The sequence below is a fragment of the Pantoea sp. Ap-870 genome (assembly GCF_011752515.1).
Classification (GTDB): Bacteria; Pseudomonadota; Gammaproteobacteria; order Enterobacterales; family Enterobacteriaceae; genus Pantoea; species Pantoea dispersa.
The window spans coordinates 1-21,036 of sequence record NZ_VWXG01000005.1; the positions used below are offsets into that span (position 1 = coordinate 1).

A 21,036-nucleotide genomic window follows, 5' to 3' on the forward strand; every position below is an offset into this window, starting at 1 on the left:
ATCTACGAAGCAGGCTTTATGCCCAGGGGGCGCCCCCATCTCACCAGCAACTTCCCGATGATCAGTCGGGGATCATCATACCCGGAGGAGAATGATCGGGATATAAGGGGCGCCATTCATGGCGACCTTTCAAAAATACGCTTCCATCTTCGCCCCAATGATGTTTCCGCAACGCCGGTCTGAACGCTCAACAATCACTGGCCTCACCGGTCATCGCTCATCACTCTGCCTTCCACTGTTTTTCAGCCATTTAGCCGCTTTTTTTTCCCGCCTGATTACCGGGTGGCAGATGGACTTTTTGACGATTTTTTATGTGTTGACAGAGAGTTAGTGCCGGTTTTTCAGATAAAGATTATACTTGCTCAACCGGCCGATCCTGCATAATCGACCCCACGTATTCACTTCATGAAATGGAATAAATATGACCAAGCTTAAAGCAGTAATCCCGGTTGCGGGTCTCGGTATGCATATGCTCCCTGCGACTAAAGCCATTCCGAAAGAGATGCTGCCTATCGTCGATAAACCAATGATTCAGTACATTGTCGACGAGTGCGTGGCGGCGGGCATCAAGGAGATTGTGCTGGTCACCCATGCTTCCAAAAATGCAGTGGAAAACCACTTCGATACCACCTACGAGCTGGAAGCGCTGCTTGAAGCGCGCGTGAAACGCCAATTGCTGAGCGAAGTGCAGTCAATCTGCCCGCCGGGCGTGACTATCATGAACGTGCGTCAGGCGAACCCGCTGGGTCTTGGCCACTCGGTACTGTGTGCCCGTCCGATGATTGGCGACAACCCATTTGTGGTGGTACTGCCAGACGTGCTGCTGGATGACTCCACCGCTGACCACCTGCGTTACAACCTTGCCGCGATGGTGGCACGCTTTGAAGAGACCGGCCGCAGCCAGGTTCTGGCGAAACACATGCCGGGCGAAGACCTGTCTGAGTATGGCGTGCTGACCACCGAGCAGCCGCTGGATAATCCGGGCGATATCAGCACCATCACTAACTTTGTGGAAAAACCCGAGCATCCGTCCGAGCTGAACTCAGACCTGACCGCCGTGGGCCGTTACGTGCTTTCTGCGGATATCTGGGGTGAACTGGAGCGCACGGAGCCAGGCGCCTGGGGCCGTATCCAGCTGACCGATGCCATCGCTTCCCTGAGCCAGAAAAAACCGGTTGATGCCCAGCTGCTGACCGGCACCAGCTTCGACTGCGGCCGTAAACTCGGCTATATGCAGGCCTTCGTCTCTTACGGTCTGCGCAACAACACCCAGGGCCGCGATTTCCGCGAAGCAATCCAAAAAATTCTGGCAAAATAATCTCTTTCCCCGCCGCGCAGGTTGCGCGGTTTTAAAGGAGTACACATGGCTATTTTGGTAACGGGCGGAGCAGGGTACATCGGCTCCCATACGGTGCTGGCGCTGTTAGAGCGCGGCGACGACGTTGTAGTCCTGGATAACCTTTGCAATGCCTCGCGCGAAGCAATCAATCGCGTTGAGAAGCTGGCCGGTAAGAAAGCGGTCTTCGTTGAAGGCGACATCCGCGACCGCGCCTGCCTGCGCGATCTGTTTGCCAGCAATGACATCTCGGCCGTCATCCACTTCGCCGCGCTGAAAGCGGTCGGCGAATCCACGCGCATGCCGCTGGAATATTACGAGAACAATGTCGCCGGGACCGTGGTGCTGCTGGAAGAGATGCGCGCCGCTGGCGTGTGGAACTTTATCTTCAGCTCATCCGCCACCGTATATGGCGCTGACGCACCGGTTCCGTACGTCGAAACGACGCCGATTGGTGGCACCACCAGTCCGTACGGCACCTCCAAGCTGATGATTGAGTTCGTGATGCGCGACTTCGCCAAAGCCGAGCCGAACTTCAAAGCCATCGCGCTGCGCTACTTCAACCCGGTCGGCGCGCACGAATCCGGTGAGATTGGCGAAGACCCAACCGGTATTCCGAACAACCTGCTGCCGTACATTGCGCAGGTGGCGATTGGGCGTCTCGACAAGCTGGGCGTGTTTGGCGATGACTACGCGACGCCAGATGGCACCTGCCAGCGCGACTACATTCACGTCGTCGACCTGGCGGAAGGGCACCTGAAAGCGCTGGATCACCTGCCAAAAGTTGAAGGTTACAAAGCTTACAACCTCGGCGGCGGCAAAGGCTTCTCGGTGCTGGAGATGATCAAGGCGTTTGAGCAGGCGTCCGGTAAACAGATTCCGTTCGAGTTCAAACCGCGCCGCGACGGCGATCTGCCAGCGTTCTGGGCGGATGCCAGCCTGGCCAACAAAGAGCTCGGCTGGCGCGTCACGCGCGGTATCGATGCGATGATGCGCGATACCTGGAACTGGCAGTCGAAGAACCCGAATGGGTTTGAGTGATTGAACTCGCAAAGCGTAAAAACCCGGCCTGTGCCGGGTTTTTTTATGTACAAATTAATTATCTTGTTGTTTTTTTATCCAGGCTTTCCATTTCCGAATGCAGAATTATCCTAATCCGTGATGAAGCAATACCTGGCGGTGGTAACACATCATATTGATTTAGTGAAACCTCGCTGCAGCCTTTCATTCTGCGAATCGGCGACTATATTCTTTCAGACTCAGTAGCTTGGCGATAAACGCACCGGTGAAAGAAAATTAAGATTCGTCGCGCTGGCATCGGACAATAACCATGTTAATTCGGCAGCACAAAATGTATTATTTGCGATGGTCTCAGACAAAGCGGTTGATGCTGCAATATTGACCATAATTAGCCGAGACGGAAAGCACAGGATTGACTTGTTACACAGCATATTGGTTGCTGCAAGCCAAGGGCGGTAGCGTGGCTATTTTTTGTTTTGCTGAAAAATTGTCCCGCTGGAAATGATAGAGCAGTCTAAAAGACACATTAGAGGTTGTGGAATGTTACTTCCCGTAATCATGGCCGGAGGAACCGGCAGTCGTTTGTGGCCCCTTTCACGTGAATTGTATCCGAAACAGTTCATCAGCTTGCACGGACAGCACTCGATGCTGCAGGAGACTGTCAACCGCCTGACCGGTGTTGAAGCGCGAGCTCCACTGGTCATCTGCAACGAAGAGCACCGTTTCCTCGTCGCTGAACAGCTTCGTCAGATCAACAAACTTTCCCATAACATCATCCTTGAGCCGGTTGGTCGCAACACGGCGCCAGCGATTGCTCTGGCAGCGATTAACGCGATTGAGCAAGGCGATGATCCGGTGCTGTTAGTGTTAGCTGCCGACCATGTCATTGAGAACCGCGCGGCATTCCACCAGGCCATCACCACCGCAACGAAATATGCCAAGCAGGGTCATCTGGTCACCTTCGGCATCGTGCCCACCGGACCTGAAACCGGTTACGGCTATATTCATCGCGGTGAGCAGCTGGCGGGTGATGAACATGCGCCGTTTAGCGTGCAGCGTTTTGTTGAAAAGCCGAATCTGAAAACGGCTCAGGATTATCTGGCTTCCGGTGAATATTACTGGAACAGCGGGATGTTTATGTTCCGCGCCAAACGTTATCTGCAGGAACTGGAAAAGTTCCGTCCTGATATTCTGGATGCCTGCCGCCGTGCGATGGCGAACGTGGCAGAAGGTAACGACTTCATCAGCATTGATAAAGACGATTTCATTGCCTGCCCGGATGAGTCCGTTGATTATGCCGTGATGGAGCAAACGGACGCAGCCGTCGTGGTGCCGCTGGATGCGGGCTGGAGCGATGTCGGATCCTGGTCCGCGCTGTGGGAAGTGAATGAAAAAGATGCAGCCGGTAACTCGCTGAAAGGCGATACCTTCCTGCACAACACTAAAAATTGCTACATCAACAGCGAAGATCAGTTAGTGGCAGCTATCGGCGTGGAAAATCTGGTGATTGTTAACACCAAAGATGCCGTGCTGGTGGCGCGCAAAGATCAGGTTCAGGACGTCAAACGCGTGGTGGAGTTCCTGAAGAGCGAATGCCGTACGGAATATCGTCGTCATCGTGAAACTTACTGGCCATGGGGACGCTGCGATCTGGTGGTCAATACCGGCCGTTTTAATGTAAATCGTATCACCGTTAAACCGGGTGAACGTTTCGAATTACAGATGCATTATCACCGAACTGAACACTGGGTGATCTTATCCGGCACTGCCAAAGTGACTATTCAGGATAAAACCTTATTGCTGACGGAAAACCAATCGACCTTTATTCCTATTGGCCATCAGCACACGTTAGAAAATCCAGGCAAGATTCCGTTAGAGCTGCTGGAAATTCAGTCAGGCTCCTATCTGGGCGATGACGATTTAATTCTGATTAAAGAACAATTTGCAAGTAAGTAAGGACAGACGAGATCATGGCAGCATTGACCTGTTTTAAAGCTTATGACATTCGCGGTGAGCTTGGCGCGGAATTAAATGAAGAAATTGCATATCGTATTGGTCGCGCTTATGGCGAATTTTTAAAGCCGAACACGATTGTCGTGGGCGGCGATGTGCGGCTGACCAGCGAAAGCCTGAAAATGGCCCTGGCCAATGGTTTAATGGATGCGGGTACCAATGTACTTGATATCGGCTTAAGCGGCACGGAAGAGATTTATTTCGCCACCTTCCATTTAGGCATTGATGGTGGCATCGAAGTGACGGCAAGCCATAATCCGATGAACTATAACGGCATGAAGCTGGTGCGTGAAGGTTCCCGTCCGATCAGTGGCGATACAGGCTTACGTGATGTTCAGCGTCTGGCTGAAGCTAACGATTTTGCGCCGGTGGATGCAGCGAAGCGCGGCAGCTACAAACAGATCTCGGTATTGGATGCCTATGTCGATCACCTGATGGGCTACATTGATCTGGCAAATTTCACCAAACCCATGACGCTGGTCATCAACTCGGGTAATGGCGCAGCCGGCCATGTTATCGATGAGATCGAAAAGCGCTTCCAGCTGGCGAATGCACCGGTCACCTTCGTTAAAGTTCATCATGAAGCGAATGGTCATTTCCCGAACGGTATTCCCAATCCCTTACTGCCAGAGTGCCGGAAAGATACCTCTGACGCGGTGAACGCGAACAAAGCCGACATGGGCATCGCATTTGATGGCGACTTTGATCGCTGCTTCCTGTTTGATGAGAACGCAGAGTTCATCGAAGGGTATTACATTGTTGGCCTGCTGGCCGAAGCGTTCCTCAAGAAAGAGCCTGGCGCGAAGATCATTCACGATCCCCGTTTGACCTGGAACACCATCGACGTCGTCACTAAAGCGGGTGGCATACCTGTTATGTCTAAAACAGGTCACGCGTTTATTAAAGAGCGCATGCGTGAAGAAGATGCGGTGTACGGCGGCGAAATGAGCGCACACCATTACTTCCGTGATTTTGCCTATTGCGATAGCGGAATGATTCCGTGGCTGCTGGTAGCAGAGTTGCTGGCGGTGAAAGGAATGACGCTGTCTGAACTGGTTTCGGAACGTATGAAAGCGTTTCCTTGCAGTGGAGAAATTAATTCCAGGGTTGTTGATGCACTTAAAAAAATTCAAATCATCAAAGACCGCTATGCTACCACAGAGTGCATATTAGATACGACTGATGGCATAAGCGTTGATTTCTCAGATTGGCGTTTCAATATAAGAACTTCGAATACCGAGCCATTAGTCAGGTTAAATGTCGAAGCAAAAAATGACTTGACGCTAGTGAATGAAAAAACATCAGATATTCTGGCCTTGCTCAATGGAGTTAAGAAGTGAAAGATATACTCTTAGCGATATTCAAATATCGTGGTTTTATATGGAGTAGTGTGAAAAGAGACTTTCAGTCCCGCTACCAGATGAGCATACTCGGCGCAGCGTGGTTGGTGTTACAACCCCTGGCGATGATTACTGTATACACGGTGATTTTTTCACAACTGATGCAGGCGAGGTTACCTCAGTCAACAGGGCCTTTTGCGTATAGCATTTATTTATGCTCAGGTATTCTTACCTGGGGGCTTTTTGCTGAAATACTTTCAAGAATGCAAGTTGTATTCATTGAAAATGCGAATCTAATCAAGAAAGTTACTTTTCCGCGAATCTGTTTACCAGTGATAATTATATTATCCTGTATTCTGAATTTCTTAATCATTTTTTTCTTATTCTTGTTTTTTCTCTCCTTAACAGGAAATTTCCCGGGCTGGAATTTTTTCTATGTTATTCCTGTGCTAATTGTTCAGATTTTGCTAGCCAGTGGTCTGGGGATTACGCTCGGAGTTTTAAATGTTTTCTTCCGTGATGTCGGACAGTTTGTCACAGTACTGTTGCAATTCTGGTTTTGGTTTACGCCCGTAGTTTATGTCTATACAACGCTCCCTGTCTGGGCTCAGGGATGGTTAAGTTATAATCCAATGACATCTGTCATCAATGGCTATCATGAGATCTTTGTGCACAACTCAATACCAGATTTTTTTGCCATGAAATGGACAATAGGGATTGCTGTTATTTTTTGTGGGCTAGGTCTTTATCTCTTCCGTAAACATGCGGCAGATATGGTGGATGAATTATAATGTATAGCATCAAAGTTGAAAATGTATCCAAAAGCTATAAGCAATATCCGAGAAAGATTGATAGGTTATTAGAATGGATCTTGCCAGGCAAAAAAAAACGTTATCATGAAAAGCGAGTGTTGAATGATATTTCATTTGAGATTAAAAAAGGTGAGGCTGTAGGTATTATCGGTGTCAATGGTGCCGGGAAAAGTACGCTATTAAAAATTATCACGGGTACAACGGCTGCGACCTCAGGACAGGTTAAATTCCAGGGCCGCATTGCTGCATTACTTGAGCTTGGTATGGGTTTTCATCCTGATTTTACAGGGAGACAAAACGCGATTATTGCTGGTCAGCTTTTGGGTATTACTGAAGAAGACATGGACGAAGTCATTCGGGATGTCGAAAGCTTTGCAGGTATTGGCGAGTATTTTGATTCTCCTGTACGAACCTATTCTAGCGGAATGCAAGCACGAGTAGCATTTTCAGTCGCAACAGCGGTTAAAGCGGACATATTAATTGTCGACGAAGCTTTAAGCGTAGGCGATTTAGCATTTCAGGCCAAATGTATGCAGCGAATGAACAAGATGTTAGAAGATAACGTCACCATCTTGTTTGTGAGTCATGCGCTTTTCCAGGTTAGACAATTTTGTTCACGCGCGGTTTATATCGCAGATGGTGAACTAAAAGCATTTGGAGCAGCGGCAAAAGTTTGTGATCTCTATCAAAACTCACTTGTTGAAAATAAAATTTCAATTAAAGAGCAAGAGAAAACAGGATTAATAGTAAATCATAATCTTGATCCTGATATTTCGGTCAATCCTACACTTCGCCAAAATTCTCTTCAGGAAAATGCAGGAAATCTCGATCTGGAATTCCTCGATTTCAAAATGTTAAATAACGAGGGGAAAGAAGTTGCCACTCTTTACGCAAAAGACAAAGTGACTGTGCAAGCTGTCATACGCTGCAATAGAGATGTTCCTGTCGGGGCCTGTGTAGGTATGCTGATTGGGGACAAAAATGGATTTCCAGTTCTCAGTATGAATTCTAACTACTATGATACACGACTTGACAGCCTTAAAGAAGGCGAGCATGTGATTATTAGTTGGGATTTTGTTATACCGTTTTTCATGGGAGAATACCGAGTCGATATTGGTATTAAACCCGAGCCATATTCATCAGATTTTTACGATAGAATATTTTGTGTTAAAGTTTTTACTGTTAATACCCCAGTTGAGCTTCTGAAGGAAAACTTTGGTGGCATGCTTCATATTCCAGCAGAAATGAAAGTGATAAAAAAATAATCAAGAAACGAAAATTATGTTGCTGGGTTTTGATCATACGAGGTGAAAGTTAGTGATGGCGAGTAAGAAATCCAAGTACCTGTTCTTTTGGCTTCCCTATGATGTCAAATATTCATATGAGACATTCCTGACTGCTTTTTATCTGAGCGTTAAAAGATTTCCTGGTAATGATGCAATACATATTGGGCATGAGCAGCTCTTTAAGGATGTACCCTCCCATATTCCAGAGGACTGGCTTGCTGGTTACAACTCTTCTTTGCCAGATAACGAAGAACTGAGAAATTTAGATAAAATCATCTGGAGCAGTGAAGTATTTGCAAAGTTAGAAGATAAGTTGCAATCAAAGAATTTAGTTTGGGAGCATATTCTAACTAAAGAATATGAGCCATTAGTAGACAAGTTTGACGCTGAAATAGCGCGTATTAAAAAAGAAAAAGATATCAAGGCAATAATCTTATGGTCGAATTGTCCTTCTGTTAAAAAAGTTGCGAGTGCCCATCAAATCCCAGTAATCCACAATGAACTTGGGCCACTAAGAGAACCGACTTATTTGCCTACCTGCTATTTTGACTTCAGCGGCGTTAATGGTAATACTGAAGCAGCAAATCGTTTTGAAAGATATGAAGGAAAAGGCGAAAATTTCGCTCATTTCGGACGCTTGGCGTTGCTAAGTTTGTTTTTGAAAGACGTTAAGCCGATCCGTAAGTTCGATGAATTTGATATTGGATTGCCTCTGCAAGTTGAAGATGATTCTAATATAATTGCTTACAGTAATGGTTTTGATAATTCTGAACTTATTGATTACGCGAAGAGTAAATCCAACAGTGTCCTGGTTCGTAAACATCCTTACGGCCGCGTTGATTACAAAGACATTGAAAGTGGAGCTGAAAAATTATCTCCACAGGAATTTATTGCTCTCTGCAAAGAAGTGCTTACAATAAATTCGAGTGTTGGTTTTGAAGCGTTATTATGGGGAAAGCCAGGAAAGGTATTGGGTGATTCTCCATTTTCATATATTAATTATGAGAGTAAGAATTATATGAGCGCGCTTCGATTTGCCCTTCTTAATTACCTGACGCCTTTTGATTTTCTTTTTAATATAGAATACTACGACTGGCGTATTACTATGCCAGATGAAAACAGTATTGCTGAAAAACATTTATTCCATTATCTCAATCAAAAGCATGGCTGGAACAGAGAAAATATTGATTTCTATAAAATACCTGTCGAGCTAGAGAAAATTCTTTTTAGAAATTTGAATTTACAATTTGTTGAAAATGAGAAAAATCTAACGGTTAAAGTTGATGCTTTAAAGAAGGAGTTAACTCAATATAAAAATAAAGAATTTATTAAAATTAAAAAGTTAGAGGCGGAGTTAGCGAAATATAAAGATGATGTAAATAATCTGCATGATAAGGTTAAATCGTTATCTAATGAATTGTTACATCATCAAAACACACTGCAAAATGTTTATGCAAGCAAATCCTGGCGACTGACACAACCATTGAGGTTATTAAATAGTATAAGATTCAAAAAGGAATCATCACTTCCCTTAAAGCGAAGAGTTATTTCTCTTGTTATGTCTTTGGCACGAAAAGTACTTTCTAACTATCAGTCTAGAAAAATAGTTATTTATATTGCTAAAAAAACTGGATTGTATGGGAAATTGAAATCAATTTATTTGATAAATACGAGTCCAGTTACTCAGTCAATTGTTGATGTATCGAACCAAAGTGATCAATCCAGAGATACGATAACAAATACAAAAAAAATCAAAATGCTCAAAAATCTACGAGGAAATGATTAATGCGCATTGCAATTGATATTCAAGGATTACAGTCGGAAAGCCGTTTCAGAGGTATTGGCCGCTATACTCGCGCAATAATTAAGTCTCTGATCAGTCTTTCTTTTATTAAGAAATATGAAGTTATACTAATAGGTAATGGCGCATTCCCAGTAAAGGAAATACTTGATGAGTTCGCTCCGATCGTTGGCCGGCGCGCTATCAAGTTCTGGTATCCACCAGGAGATTGTGCATTTGAGCAGCCAGTAAATCATCACAACAATAAAAATGCTAAAATAGTTCGTGAAGCATTTTTCAAAAGCTTAAAACCCGATGTTATTTATGTTCCAGCTATGTTCGAAGGTTATCAGGATAACAGTGTCTTAAGTGTCAATGAATTCGATAAAGAAACTCCGGTTGTTACAACGCTTTACGATCTGATACCACTACATAATCCTGAGCAATATCTGGATCCTAATCCTAACTATAAAAAGTTTTACCTCGAGAAAATTTCTTACCTACAGGCATGCAAAAAATTATTGGCCATTTCTGACTTTTCCATGAAAGAGGGGCAGGAATATTTTAAAGATAAAGCTAATGATATCATTAATGTTTCTACTGCATGTGACGACATTTTCAGAGTTGTATCACTAAATGACGAAGAAGTTAATCAATTAAAGGTAAAATTCAAAATAACGAAACCTTTTATTATGTATTCAGGTGGGGCAGATGAAAGAAAAAATCTTCCGGCATTAATTAAGGCCCTAAGTGAACTTCCTGGTACATTGCGTGAAACTTACGATTTCGTTTTAGCTGGAAAGTTATCACAGTTTGATATTGATAACCTAAATCATTATGCACGCAAATATAAATTAGAACATATGTCTATGGTCATGACCGGCTATGTTTCTGATGAAGAACTTGTTCGACTTTACAACATGTGTAGCCTTTTTGTTTTTCCTAGCTGGCATGAGGGGTTCGGCTTACCGGCTTTGGAAGCTTTAGCTTGTGGAGCTGTCGTCATTGGCGCTGACAATACAAGTTTACCAGAGGTTATAGGCATAGAAGAGGCATTATTTGATCCTTATAGTGTGGCTGATATTAGAGAAAAAATCACTCACGTTTTAACAAATCAGGCTCTTTACAGAACTTTGAAGGAAAAGGGTTTAGCAAGAGCTCAGATCTTTTCGTGGAAGAATTCTGCGGAAGTTGCACTTGCTGCTATAGAAGAAGTTGTTCGTAAGAGGCCAGAATGTTCGCCTATTAATGCGGATACGCCCAGAAAAAAATTAGCATTTTTTACGCCTCTAAGCCCGGCCCGATCGGGAATTTCTCTCTATAGTGAAGAGTTACTTCCTGCATTATCTAAATTCTATGATATTGATGTAGTAATCGATGAGAATCAATCAGACATTAACGAGAATTCATTATACTCTGTCATTAAGGTAAATGAATTTTTGAATGCTGCAGAATGCTATGAGCGCATTATTTATCAAATGGGTAATTCTGTGTTTCATGATTATATGCATGAAATACTTGAGATTTATCCCGGTATTGTTTGTTTGCATGATTTTTATCTAAGTAACTATTTTCGCTATAAAGAAACACTTGCTGGAAATGAACGCCATTGGAGCGACCAATTACTATCTTCCCATGGATATAAGTCAATTATCCATAGAGCAGAAGTCTGTGATGATGATAGAATAATGTATCATTATCCATCTAATTTTAATGTGCTGAGTAATGCTATAGCAATAATAGTACATTCTGATTATTCAAGGAAACTGGCTAAACAATGGTATTATAATAGCCGAGTGCTGGACTGGGAGCGTATTCCTCTACTGCGTGCAACTCCTCATCCATTAGATAAGAATCAAGTTCGAAATGAATTAAATATTTCAGACAACACCATACTTATTTGCTCTTTTGGTATGCTTGATAGCTCTAAGCTTAACCATATGCTTATTGAAGCATTGGGTGCCTTACCTAAAAAATCAAAAGATAAAATCAAGATGGTTTTTGTTGGCGAACTTGGTGGTGATTATAAAATCACAATTGAGTCTTTGATTAAAACTCATCAACTTGAAGATGTAATAGAAGTTACAGGTTGGGCATCTGATGCGCTTTATCGTCAATACCTGGCAGCGGCAGATATTGGTGTTCAGCTGCGCTGTCTGTCACGTGGAGAAACCTCCGCTGCAGTATTAGATTGTATGAATTACGGTCTTGCGACTATTGTCAATGCAAATGGTTCAATGGCTGAACTTCCTGACGATAAAGTTATTAAGCTTGATGATGATTTTTTGATCAGTGATTTAATAGAGTCAATTGATAAACTATGCAATGATAAAGAATATAGAAGTGCTTTAGGCAAAGATGCACATCTATATGTTGCATCGGAACATAGTCCGGAAGTGTGTGCCGAATCCTGTTTTAATCACATTGAAGCAGCTTATAATAAAATAAATGTTACTGTTAACGATGTTATCAAGAAGCTTGAGATTAATAATGATGAAGTTAAACGCTATGCTAACTTAATAGCTAATAACTTCCCACGACTAAAATCAACCAGAAAAATATTCTTTGACGTCTCTCTTATAAAAGATTCTGATTTATGGACAGGTATAGAGCGTGTGACGCGGGCTTTACTAATTGAAATGATAAAGCTTTCCAATAATCATTTCAGTGTCGTACCTGTATATTTAAGCAAAGAGTTGGACGGATATATCTTGCGTGAAGCTAATGGTTTTATGCAGAAACTTTATCCTGGAATAGCCTCTTATGTCGAAGGCGACAGGTGTGTGGATTTACATGAGGATGATATTTATTTTTCATCTGAACTGGCTTGTGATTTAGTTATAGATGTAAAGAAAAACGGATTTTATGAACATTTGTTAAAGAAGAGTGTCAATATTACGTTCATGATTCATGATATTCTGCCTGTTACGAAAAAAGATTTCTTCCCACCGGGGGCTAATGAAAATTTTTCAACGTGGCTCAACATTGTGATTGAATACTCTGATAAAATTATTTGTGTAACTGACGCGGTAGTTAATGAAGTAAATAAATATATCAATAATAATAATCTAAGTAACCCACGATTGCAGATGGGATATTCACATCATGGTGCAGATATTTTGTCCACTATTCCTTCAGCTGGGACTAACTCACATGACCTTGACAAGGTCAGTGCAATTAAACAGAATCTTTCCTTTTTGATGGTGGGAACAGTTGAGCCGCGTAAAGGGCATTTACAGGCTATTGCTGCTTTTGATCGGCTTTGGGCGTCTGGTAATGAGTCTAGTCTGGTCATTGTAGGTAAAGAAGGATGGAAGGGGTTGCCTGATAATGCGAGGCGTACCATCCCGGAAATTGTACATACGATTAAAAATCATCCGCTCCTGGGAAAAAAACTTTTCTGGTTCGATAATGCCAGCGATGAACTCTTGAGCGAACTTTACGCAAACGCAGATTGTTTGCTCTATCCATCTGAGGATGAAGGATTTGGACTACCGTTAATTGAGGCCTCACAGCATAATAAGCCTTTGATAGCGCGTGATATTCCGGTGCTTCGTGAGGTGGCTGGTGAAGGCGCTTATTATTTCAAATCCAATCGGCCAGAAGCATTGTCTCATGCCGTTGAAGAGTGGATCGAACTCTTTAAAAAAAATGCCCATCCTGATTCAGCTAACATAAGCTGGTTAACTTGGGCGCAAAGCGCAGAAAATCTTGTTAAAAAACTCTTTGATTAAAAGGTTATCTATAAATGAAAAGTGCGGTTATCACAGGTATTACTGGTCAGGATGGAGCATACCTGGCAGAACTTTTATTGAATAAAGGCTATAGAGTTTATGGCACATACCGTCGTACAAGTTCTGTTAACTTTTGGCGCATTGAAGAGTTAGGTATTAAAAACCATCCACAACTCACACTTGTTGAATATGATTTGACAGATCTATCCTCTAGCATTCGTTTACTGCAGGAAAGTCAGGCAATTGAAGTTTACAACCTTGCAGCACAAAGCTTCGTAGGCGTCTCATTTGACCAACCATTGACTACAGCGGAAATTACTGGGATTGGCCCAGTTAATTTATTAGAAGCAATACGTATTGTTAATCCCAAAATTCGTTTTTACCAAGCTTCAACTTCTGAAATGTTTGGCAAGGTTCAGGCGATTCCACAGAAAGAAGATACACCATTTTATCCGCGCAGCCCATATGGCGTGGCTAAGTTGTATGCGCACTGGATGACGATTAACTACCGTGAAAGCTATAACATTTTTGCTTCAAGCGGAATTTTGTTTAACCATGAATCCCCGCTGCGTGGTCAGGAATTTGTTACTCGCAAAATCACTGATTCAGTGGCAAAAATCAAACTTGGTAAGCTTGATGTACTTGAACTGGGCAACCTTGATGCGAAACGCGACTGGGGCTTTGCTAAAGAGTATGTAGAAGGAATGTGGTTGATGCTTCAGGCAGATGAACCGGATACCTTTGTACTTGCTACCAACCGAACAGAAACTGTACGTGACTTCGTATCCATGGCATTTAAAGCTGCTGGTATTGAATTACGTTTCGAAGGTAAAGACGAACAGGAAGTGGCAATTGACGTGGCAACAAATAAAGTTGTTGTAAAAGTGAATCCGAAATTCTACCGTCCAGCCGAAGTTGAATTACTAATCGGTAATCCTCAGCGTGCTAAGGATATTCTTGGATGGGAACCTAAAACTACTCTTGAAGAGTTATGTGCCATGATGGTTAAAGAAGACCTTCGCCGTAACGAACAAGGATTCTCTTTCTGATATGACTAATGGCAAAAAAGCATTGATCACCGGGATCAAGGGCTTTACTGGCCATTATATGGCAGCGGAACTTTCCGCTGCTGGATATGATGTTTATGGCCTGGGTTCAGCTTGCTCGGATAATATCGATAACTATTTTCAAGTAGATCTCACAGATAATATTCAAGTTAAAAAGGCAGTAGATTGTATAAGTCCCGATGTAGTCGTTCATCTGGCAGCAATTGCTTTTGTTGGTCACTCAAATCCGAACGCATTCTATGATGTCAACCTTTCCGGCACGCGCAACTTGCTATCTGCGTTAACAGAAACAAAGAAAAAGCCTGAAGCCGTATTAGTGGCAAGTAGTGCAAACGTTTATGGAAATAATATTGCTGGTAAGCTTGATGAATCAACGCTTCCGAATCCTGCCAATGATTATGCCGTTAGCAAACTTGCTATGGAATACATGGCTAACCTGTTTAAAGATAAGTTGCCATTAATTATTACCCGTCCTTTTAACTATACGGGAGTAGGGCAAGCTGAGAATTTTTTAATTCCTAAAATTGTAAAACATTTCCGCGAACGCAAAAGCGTTATTGAACTTGGTAATATAGATGTATGGCGTGACTTCTCTGATGTACGAGATTTAGTTAAATGCTATGCTGAATTACTGAAGTGTAGAGCTTTTGGGGAAGTGGTCAATGTTGCTACTGGAGAGATGCACTCACTTAGAGATGTTATTAGCCTTTGTGAAGACATTACCGGCCACTCCATAACTATTGAGGTGAACCCTGGTTTTGTTAGACCAAATGAAATCAAAGAGTTGTGCGGTGATATTTCGTTGCTCAATCGTCTGATTGGCCATGAAATGCAAAAAGTACCACTTAGGGAAACTCTGAAATGGATGCTGGAAACAAAAAGCTAGAGGTTGTTTTCTCGACTGATTGCATAAAATATCCTTTAACGGGTATCGGGCGTTATGCTTTTGAACTGGCGAAACAACTTCAGCAACGGGAAGATAAACTTTCACTTACTTTTTTGCATGGAACAAGAATAAGAGATTCATTGGCGGTTGCAAGTGAATCTTCGCAATCCGTTCAGTCGCTTAAGCGAGAGTTACAAAAAAGCAAAATAGTTAGTGAAGTTTATCGCCTTGTTTTTCCTCATTTAAAGTCCCGGGCACTTAAGAAATTCAAAGAATACATTTACCATAGTCCTAATTATTATCTCCCTCCGCGTGTTAAAAATTGCGTTGCGACTTTTCACGATCTGTCAGTATTTCATTGGCCACAGTTCCATCCTGCTGGGAGAGTACATCTCATGCAGAAAGAGTTGCGTAACACTGTAAAGTGTGCTTCGGTATTGATTACGGATTCGTATTATACCAAAAATGAGTTGATGGAATTTTTTTCTTTGGATGAAAAGAAAATTTCAGTTGCACCATTGGCGTGTAATCACCAATTTCATTCGCGCACTCAAGAGGATGTTCACGCAGTATTGGATAAGTATCGTTTAAAATGGCGTCGCTTCTTTCTTTATACTGGTACAATCGAACCCAGAAAAAATATTTTAACGCTTCTACGTGCATACGATCGCTTGTCATTACAAGAGAAGAACAATTTCCCGCTCGTTATTAGCGGATATAAAGGCTGGGAAAATGAAGAGCTCTTTCGTCTTTTTGATAAAGGTGAGCGGGAAGGCTGGTTGAAATATTTAGGCTTTGTACCAGGTAGCGATTTACCCATGCTCTTTAGCGCTGCTAACAGTTTCCTCTTCCCTTCGATTTATGAAGGGTTTGGATTACCAGTTTTGGAGGCTATGTCATCTGGCACTCCCGTTATTTGTTCAAATGCAACGTCATTACCTGAAGTCGTTGGAGATGCCGCGTTAATGCATGAACCGGAAGACATAGAATTGCTCACGCATTATCTAAAATTGATGATTAATGATGAGGAGTTGAAACAGAAAATGATCCAGGTTGGTCTTAGTCAGGCCCAAAATTTTTCATGGTCATTTTGTGCCGATAAAACGATAGAAGCGTATGATCAGGTTTCTAAATTAATATGATAAAAGTCCTTCACTGCTATAAAACATATTACCCGGATACTTTTGGTGGTATTGAGCAAGTTATTTATCAGCTCGCTGAAGGCGGGGTGAAAGAAAATATCCAATCAACGGTTTTTACGCATAGTCCTGATTTTGATGATGCTATTTCAATGTTGGATCATCATACTATTCATCGTGTTAAAACATTATTAGAGTATGCATCTACGCCAATTTCATTTGCTGCTATTACTGAGTTTAAAAAGCTAGCAACACAGGCAGATATTATTCATTATCATTTTCCCTATCCGTTTATGGATGTCCTGCATTTCTCGAATTTTACAAAAAAGCCATCGATTGTAAGCTATCATTCCGATATTGTTAAACAAAAGGCCCTGCTAAAACTTTATACACCATTGATGAATAGGTTCCTTTCCAGTGTAGATTGCATTGTCGCTGCATCACCAAATTATGTCGAAAGTAGCCCGATTCTGCAAAAATTTAAAGATAAAGTTAAGGTTATTCCCTACGGTCTGAATGAAAGTTTTTATCAAAACAATGATCCCCAGGTATTAGAAAAGTGGTCCCAGCGATTCCCTAACGGCTTTTTTCTTTTCATTGGGACCTTTCGTTACTATAAAGGGCTTCACATACTCATCGATGCTGTCGCTGGTAGTGATTATCCTGTTGTCATTGTTGGTGCGGGACCCATTGAATCTGAACTGAAAGCGCAAGCCCAGTCATTGGGTATCGACAATATTCATTTCCTTGGTGCATTACAGGATGACGATAAATCTGCGTTATTACAGCTTTGCACTTGCTTAGTTTTTCCTTCACATCTTCGTTCAGAAGCTTTTGGTATTTCTTTGCTTGAAGGGGCTTTGTACTCAAAACCACTGATTTCAAGCGAAATTGGAACCGGTACTACTTTCATCAACATTGACGGTCTTACCGGTCTGGTTGTCCCGCCTTCAGACCCCAGGGCTTTACGCAAAGCTATGGATGAGATCTGGTTCAACCCAGAGAAGGCTCGTACCTTTGGCCAGGCTGCTCAACAACGATTCGAAAAACTTTTTACAGCAGACAAGATGATTGAAAGTTATGCAGGTTTGTATATGTCTCTGTTAAATAAGTAAATTTCATCACTCGCTGCATTTCTTAAAAAGCATCAATAATTACCTCTTATCACCTCTCATGAGTTAACATATTGGTCACTTACTGAATGGTGTTACTGGTAACACCTAGCGAGACCACAGACAGGAGTATGTAATGTCCAAGCAACAGATCGGCGTTGTAGGTATGGCAGTGATGGGGCGCAACCTTGCTCTTAACATCGAAAGCCGCGGTTACACAGTCTCAATCTTTAACCGTTCACGTGAAAAGACTGATGAAGTTATCGCTGAAAATCAGGGCAAAAAACTTGCTCCTTATTACTCCGTGGAAGAGTTTGTTGAGTCGTTAGAAAAACCCCGCCGCATCCTTCTGATGGTACAGGCAGGTGAAGCGACAGACAAAACCATCGCTTCACTGACGCCACACCTTGATAAGGGCGACATTCTGATTGATGGTGGTAACACCTTCTATAAAGACACTATCCGTCGTAATAAAGAACTGTCTGATCAGGGCTTCAACTTCATCGGTACCGGTGTCTCCGGCGGCGAAGAGGGCGCACTGAAAGGCCCATCGATCATGCCTGGCGGTCAGAAAGAAGCGTATGAACTGGTAGCGCCAATTCTGGATAAAATTGCTGCGCGTGCAGAAGACGGTGAAGCCTGCGTTACTTACATCGGTCCGGACGGTGCTGGTCACTATGTGAAGATGGTGCACAACGGTATCGAGTATGGCGATATGCAACTGATTGCAGAAGCATACGCTTTACTTAAAGGCGCACTAGGTCTGAACAATGAAGAGCTGGCTAAAACCTTCACTGACTGGAACAACGGTGAACTGAGCAGCTACCTGATCGACATCACCAAAGATATCTTCACCAAGAAAGATGAAGACGGTAAATACCTGGTTGATGTGATTCTGGATGAGGCAGCCAACAAAGGTACCGGTAAATGGACCAGCCAGAGCTCCCTGGATCTTGGCGAGCCACTTTCTCTGATCACTGAGTCTGTGTTCGCACGTTACCTCTCTTCACTCAAGTCACAGCGTGTTGCAGCTTCTAAAGTGCTGAGCGGCCCTCAGGCGCAAGCCTTCACTGGTGACAAAGCTGAGTTCATTGAGAAAGTGCGCCGTGCACTGTATCTGGGTAAGATCGTTTCTTATGCTCAGGGCTTCTCTCAGCTGCGTGCGGCTTCAGAAGAGAACAACTGGGATCTGCATTACGGTGAAATCGCGAAGATCTTCCGTGCTGGTTGCATCATCCGTGCACAGTTCCTGCAGAAAATTACTGATGCTTATGCGACCGATGCTAACATCGCAAACCTGTTGCTGGATCCCTACTTCAAAAATATCGCTGATGAATATCAGCAGGCGCTGCGTGATGTTGTCTCTTATGCCATCCAGAACGGTATTCCAACGCCAACCTTCTCAGCGGCAATTGCATACTACGATAGCTATCGCTCAGAAGTACTGCCTGCCAACCTGATTCAGGCGCAGCGCGACTACTTTGGTGCGCATACTTATAAGCGTATTGATAAAGACGGTGTATTCCATACCGAGTGGCTTGCTTAATTATTTGAAGCTATAACCTGTTCTTTTGTTAACCCCTCATGTGATCATTCACATGAGGGGTTTTTTATTAACTATTGAAACTCAACTTTTTGTAGAGCGAATGTTATACGCCTAAAATCACCATTACTTGGATCGGCTGGGTGATCCCATTCAAATCGAAGAACGTTATTGCCATTGAGCAAGTTCTGGCTAGGCTCCACGGTAATGCTACCGTCAGAGAGAGTTAAAGCACCATCATAGATTTTATTTCCATTGAGAAATAGTTTTAACTTCGCATCATTATTATATTTGAAACCATAGATTTTAATTTTATTGGTATTATCTTTATTATAATCAAAGGTGATGTAAGATGTTTTTCCATCACTCCAGCGGAAACCATTTTCAACAACGCTCCAGCCCATTGAATAGTTTAAACCAGGCGTGTTATAGGTGATTGGATTTTCTATGCCAGCAGCAATAAATGGATAAGTTATTATTCCACTGATGTTGTCATTCAGTAGCTTACATTTTTTCCCAAAATTAACATAATAAATGTCGCCCTGATGGCTCAAGCTACTATGATCGCAGTTATTAACTGACGTCGCTTCTCTTCCTATTGCTTTAACAGCGTATCCTCGATTCAATACCACGAGCGAGCGGTCACCTTTAAAAAATTGCGCTGAGCCGGCCTCAAAATTTAAGGTCCTTTCAACAATAATTTCTGCTGTTGGGTTGTAAAGTGCCGGATAATTCTTCAGCGTGTATAAAGCTGGCTTTGACAATTGAACCGCATCCCGTGCGAACCAATCCAATTTTATAGTCAGAGCTAAAATTGTTAAGTGCGACAATACAAAGAGTACCAGCACTGCCATTTTAAGAACTCGTGGCTTCAGATTTTTACAAACTTCTGCGAAAGCGAAGATAATGAATACTGAATTCCAGTAAACATAGCGTAATACATCTTCGCCACCAGGATTCCAGTTGATTGTGGTGAGGCAAGGTATTGCTGTAACGATGCTTAAAATTATCAATAAAAAGACCAGGAAGTCTTTTTTTAGCGTGTTTGATCTGAAGCAATTAATTACTAATCCTGTTATTAACAGAATCATGGGAGCAGGTATAAGCAGGAGCATCCCCTGGTTCAGGTCGAAGTAAAAATCATACAAACGATACCCTGAGATTAATCCAGCATCAGAAAAGCCGTGACTGACGATTAGATTGCTTTCTTTAAAATTGTAATAATAAAATAGCGTAGGCAGTAAAATTAAAATTGAAATGATAGCACCGAAGCAGACATGCTTAACTAATTCTCGGTCCATTTCTTTAATCTTAACAAATATTCTTTTATTTACCCCAATATTTTCATATGCTGATAATAAGAAGACAATCAATGCTGCAAATGCCAATGGTGGGTTTTGCATGGAGCAAATAACCATAACAAATGAGGAGGAAAAATAATTTTTGTTCTTGAGCAGGATTAAAGAGATGATCAATGCGCTAAACGTTATGGATTCCGGATGATTCCATCGCACATAACTTAAAGTTGTTGGTGTAATCGTCAGGAACAGTATTATTGCTTTATAACTGACAGATTCATGCAGTTTGGTAATGATCAATACTATAGCGAGTAAAAGTAAAGCTGCATTTAAAAATGCAAACGACGCTGTTGGCGATGCATTTAAGCTTTGATAAAAATAATAGACTGGCGCATTGAGCAGTGAATATGCAAAAAAATGCCATGAATAATATTTGTTATTAATGGATTTAAAATAGTTATAATTAATAACATTATTAGTCTCAGCCAGACATTCCTTTGAAGTCGCACACTCCAGATAACCATCTCTGAATTGTGGCTGTCTCTTTTTAAACTGCTCAAGTACTCTGATTGCATCATCGGGCCTGAGGTCTGGTGAACCATGGTTCAACAGAGATTGAGACATCAGAATGTATTCTTTGCCATCCCCAGTTATCGGATAGTTTTTATCT

The 21,036-nt window shown here is 42.6% G+C and carries 15 protein-coding genes; 14 read left to right on the forward strand and 1 reads right to left on the reverse strand.

Annotated features, from left to right (window positions below; all coding sequences use genetic code 11):
* From F3J41_RS23305 to gndA, 14 genes are all read left to right on the forward strand, one after another.
* The coding region (locus tag F3J41_RS23305) for a hypothetical protein (RefSeq protein WP_211075234.1) at nucleotides 1-183 on the forward strand (183 nt) is incomplete at its 5' end.
* A 238-nt stretch (nucleotides 184-421) separates the two neighbouring features.
* The gene (gene galF, locus F3J41_RS13390) at nucleotides 422-1,318 is read left to right on the forward strand and encodes a UTP--glucose-1-phosphate uridylyltransferase GalF (protein ID WP_021509335.1); all 897 of its coding nucleotides are present in this window, start codon (nucleotides 422-424) and stop codon (nucleotides 1,316-1,318) included.
* A gap of 45 nt (nucleotides 1,319-1,363) precedes the next feature.
* Nucleotides 1,364-2,377 (forward strand): UDP-glucose 4-epimerase GalE, encoded by a 1,014-nt coding sequence (gene galE / locus F3J41_RS13395; RefSeq protein WP_166711509.1) that lies wholly within the window; start codon nucleotides 1,364-1,366, stop codon nucleotides 2,375-2,377.
* 519 nt (nucleotides 2,378-2,896) lie between these two features.
* Nucleotides 2,897-4,312: a mannose-1-phosphate guanylyltransferase/mannose-6-phosphate isomerase gene (locus tag F3J41_RS13400; protein WP_058757298.1), complete on the forward strand. Its 1,416-nt coding sequence runs from the start codon at nucleotides 2,897-2,899 to the stop codon at nucleotides 4,310-4,312.
* A 14-nt stretch (nucleotides 4,313-4,326) separates the two neighbouring features.
* Entirely contained in the window at nucleotides 4,327-5,709 is a 1,383-nt protein-coding gene (gene cpsG, locus F3J41_RS13405; protein ID WP_058775756.1) for a phosphomannomutase CpsG, read from the forward strand.
* A complete protein-coding gene (locus F3J41_RS13410; protein WP_058775755.1) occupies nucleotides 5,706-6,500 on the forward strand; it encodes an ABC transporter permease in 795 nt (264 codons plus the stop codon). The genes cpsG and F3J41_RS13410 overlap by 4 nt, the downstream gene beginning before the upstream one ends.
* The gene (locus tag F3J41_RS13415) at nucleotides 6,500-7,786 is read left to right on the forward strand and encodes an ABC transporter ATP-binding protein (RefSeq protein ID WP_058775754.1); all 1,287 of its coding nucleotides are present in this window, start codon (nucleotides 6,500-6,502) and stop codon (nucleotides 7,784-7,786) included. Before F3J41_RS13410 ends, F3J41_RS13415 begins: the two co-directional genes overlap by 1 nt.
* Before the next feature lie 55 nt (nucleotides 7,787-7,841).
* Nucleotides 7,842-9,593: a hypothetical protein gene (locus F3J41_RS13420; RefSeq protein WP_058787691.1), complete on the forward strand. Its 1,752-nt coding sequence runs from the start codon at nucleotides 7,842-7,844 to the stop codon at nucleotides 9,591-9,593.
* Nucleotides 9,593-13,321 carry a glycosyltransferase gene (locus F3J41_RS13425; protein WP_166711511.1) on the forward strand — a complete coding sequence of 1,243 codons (3,729 nt, stop codon included), beginning with the start codon at nucleotides 9,593-9,595 and terminating at the stop codon, nucleotides 13,319-13,321. The genes F3J41_RS13420 and F3J41_RS13425 overlap by 1 nt, the downstream gene beginning before the upstream one ends.
* A gap of 14 nt (nucleotides 13,322-13,335) precedes the next feature.
* Complete coding sequence (gene gmd / locus F3J41_RS13430) at nucleotides 13,336-14,370, forward strand: GDP-mannose 4,6-dehydratase (protein ID WP_058776324.1); 1,035 nt, start codon at nucleotides 13,336-13,338, stop codon at nucleotides 14,368-14,370.
* Between the two features lies 1 nt (nucleotide 14,371).
* Complete coding sequence (locus F3J41_RS13435; protein ID WP_058776323.1) at nucleotides 14,372-15,274, forward strand: GDP-mannose 4,6-dehydratase; 903 nt, start codon at nucleotides 14,372-14,374, stop codon at nucleotides 15,272-15,274.
* Nucleotides 15,250-16,416 carry a glycosyltransferase family 1 protein gene (locus F3J41_RS13440; protein ID WP_166711513.1) on the forward strand — a complete coding sequence of 389 codons (1,167 nt, stop codon included), beginning with the start codon at nucleotides 15,250-15,252 and terminating at the stop codon, nucleotides 16,414-16,416. The genes F3J41_RS13435 and F3J41_RS13440 overlap by 25 nt, the downstream gene beginning before the upstream one ends.
* A complete protein-coding gene (locus F3J41_RS13445; RefSeq protein WP_072208597.1) occupies nucleotides 16,413-17,528 on the forward strand; it encodes a glycosyltransferase family 4 protein in 1,116 nt (371 codons plus the stop codon). The genes F3J41_RS13440 and F3J41_RS13445 overlap by 4 nt, the downstream gene beginning before the upstream one ends.
* Nucleotides 17,529-17,661: 133 nt before the next feature.
* A complete protein-coding gene (gene gndA, locus F3J41_RS13450; protein ID WP_166711515.1) occupies nucleotides 17,662-19,071 on the forward strand; it encodes an NADP-dependent phosphogluconate dehydrogenase in 1,410 nt (469 codons plus the stop codon).
* Nucleotides 19,072-19,142: 71 nt separating this feature from the next.
* Here the strand turns inward: gndA and F3J41_RS13455 are convergent, their stop codons facing one another.
* Nucleotides 19,143-20,990 (reverse strand): hypothetical protein, encoded by a 1,848-nt coding sequence (locus F3J41_RS13455; protein ID WP_166711517.1) that lies wholly within the window; start codon nucleotides 20,988-20,990, stop codon nucleotides 19,143-19,145.
* Nucleotides 20,991-21,036: the final 46 nt, after the last annotated feature.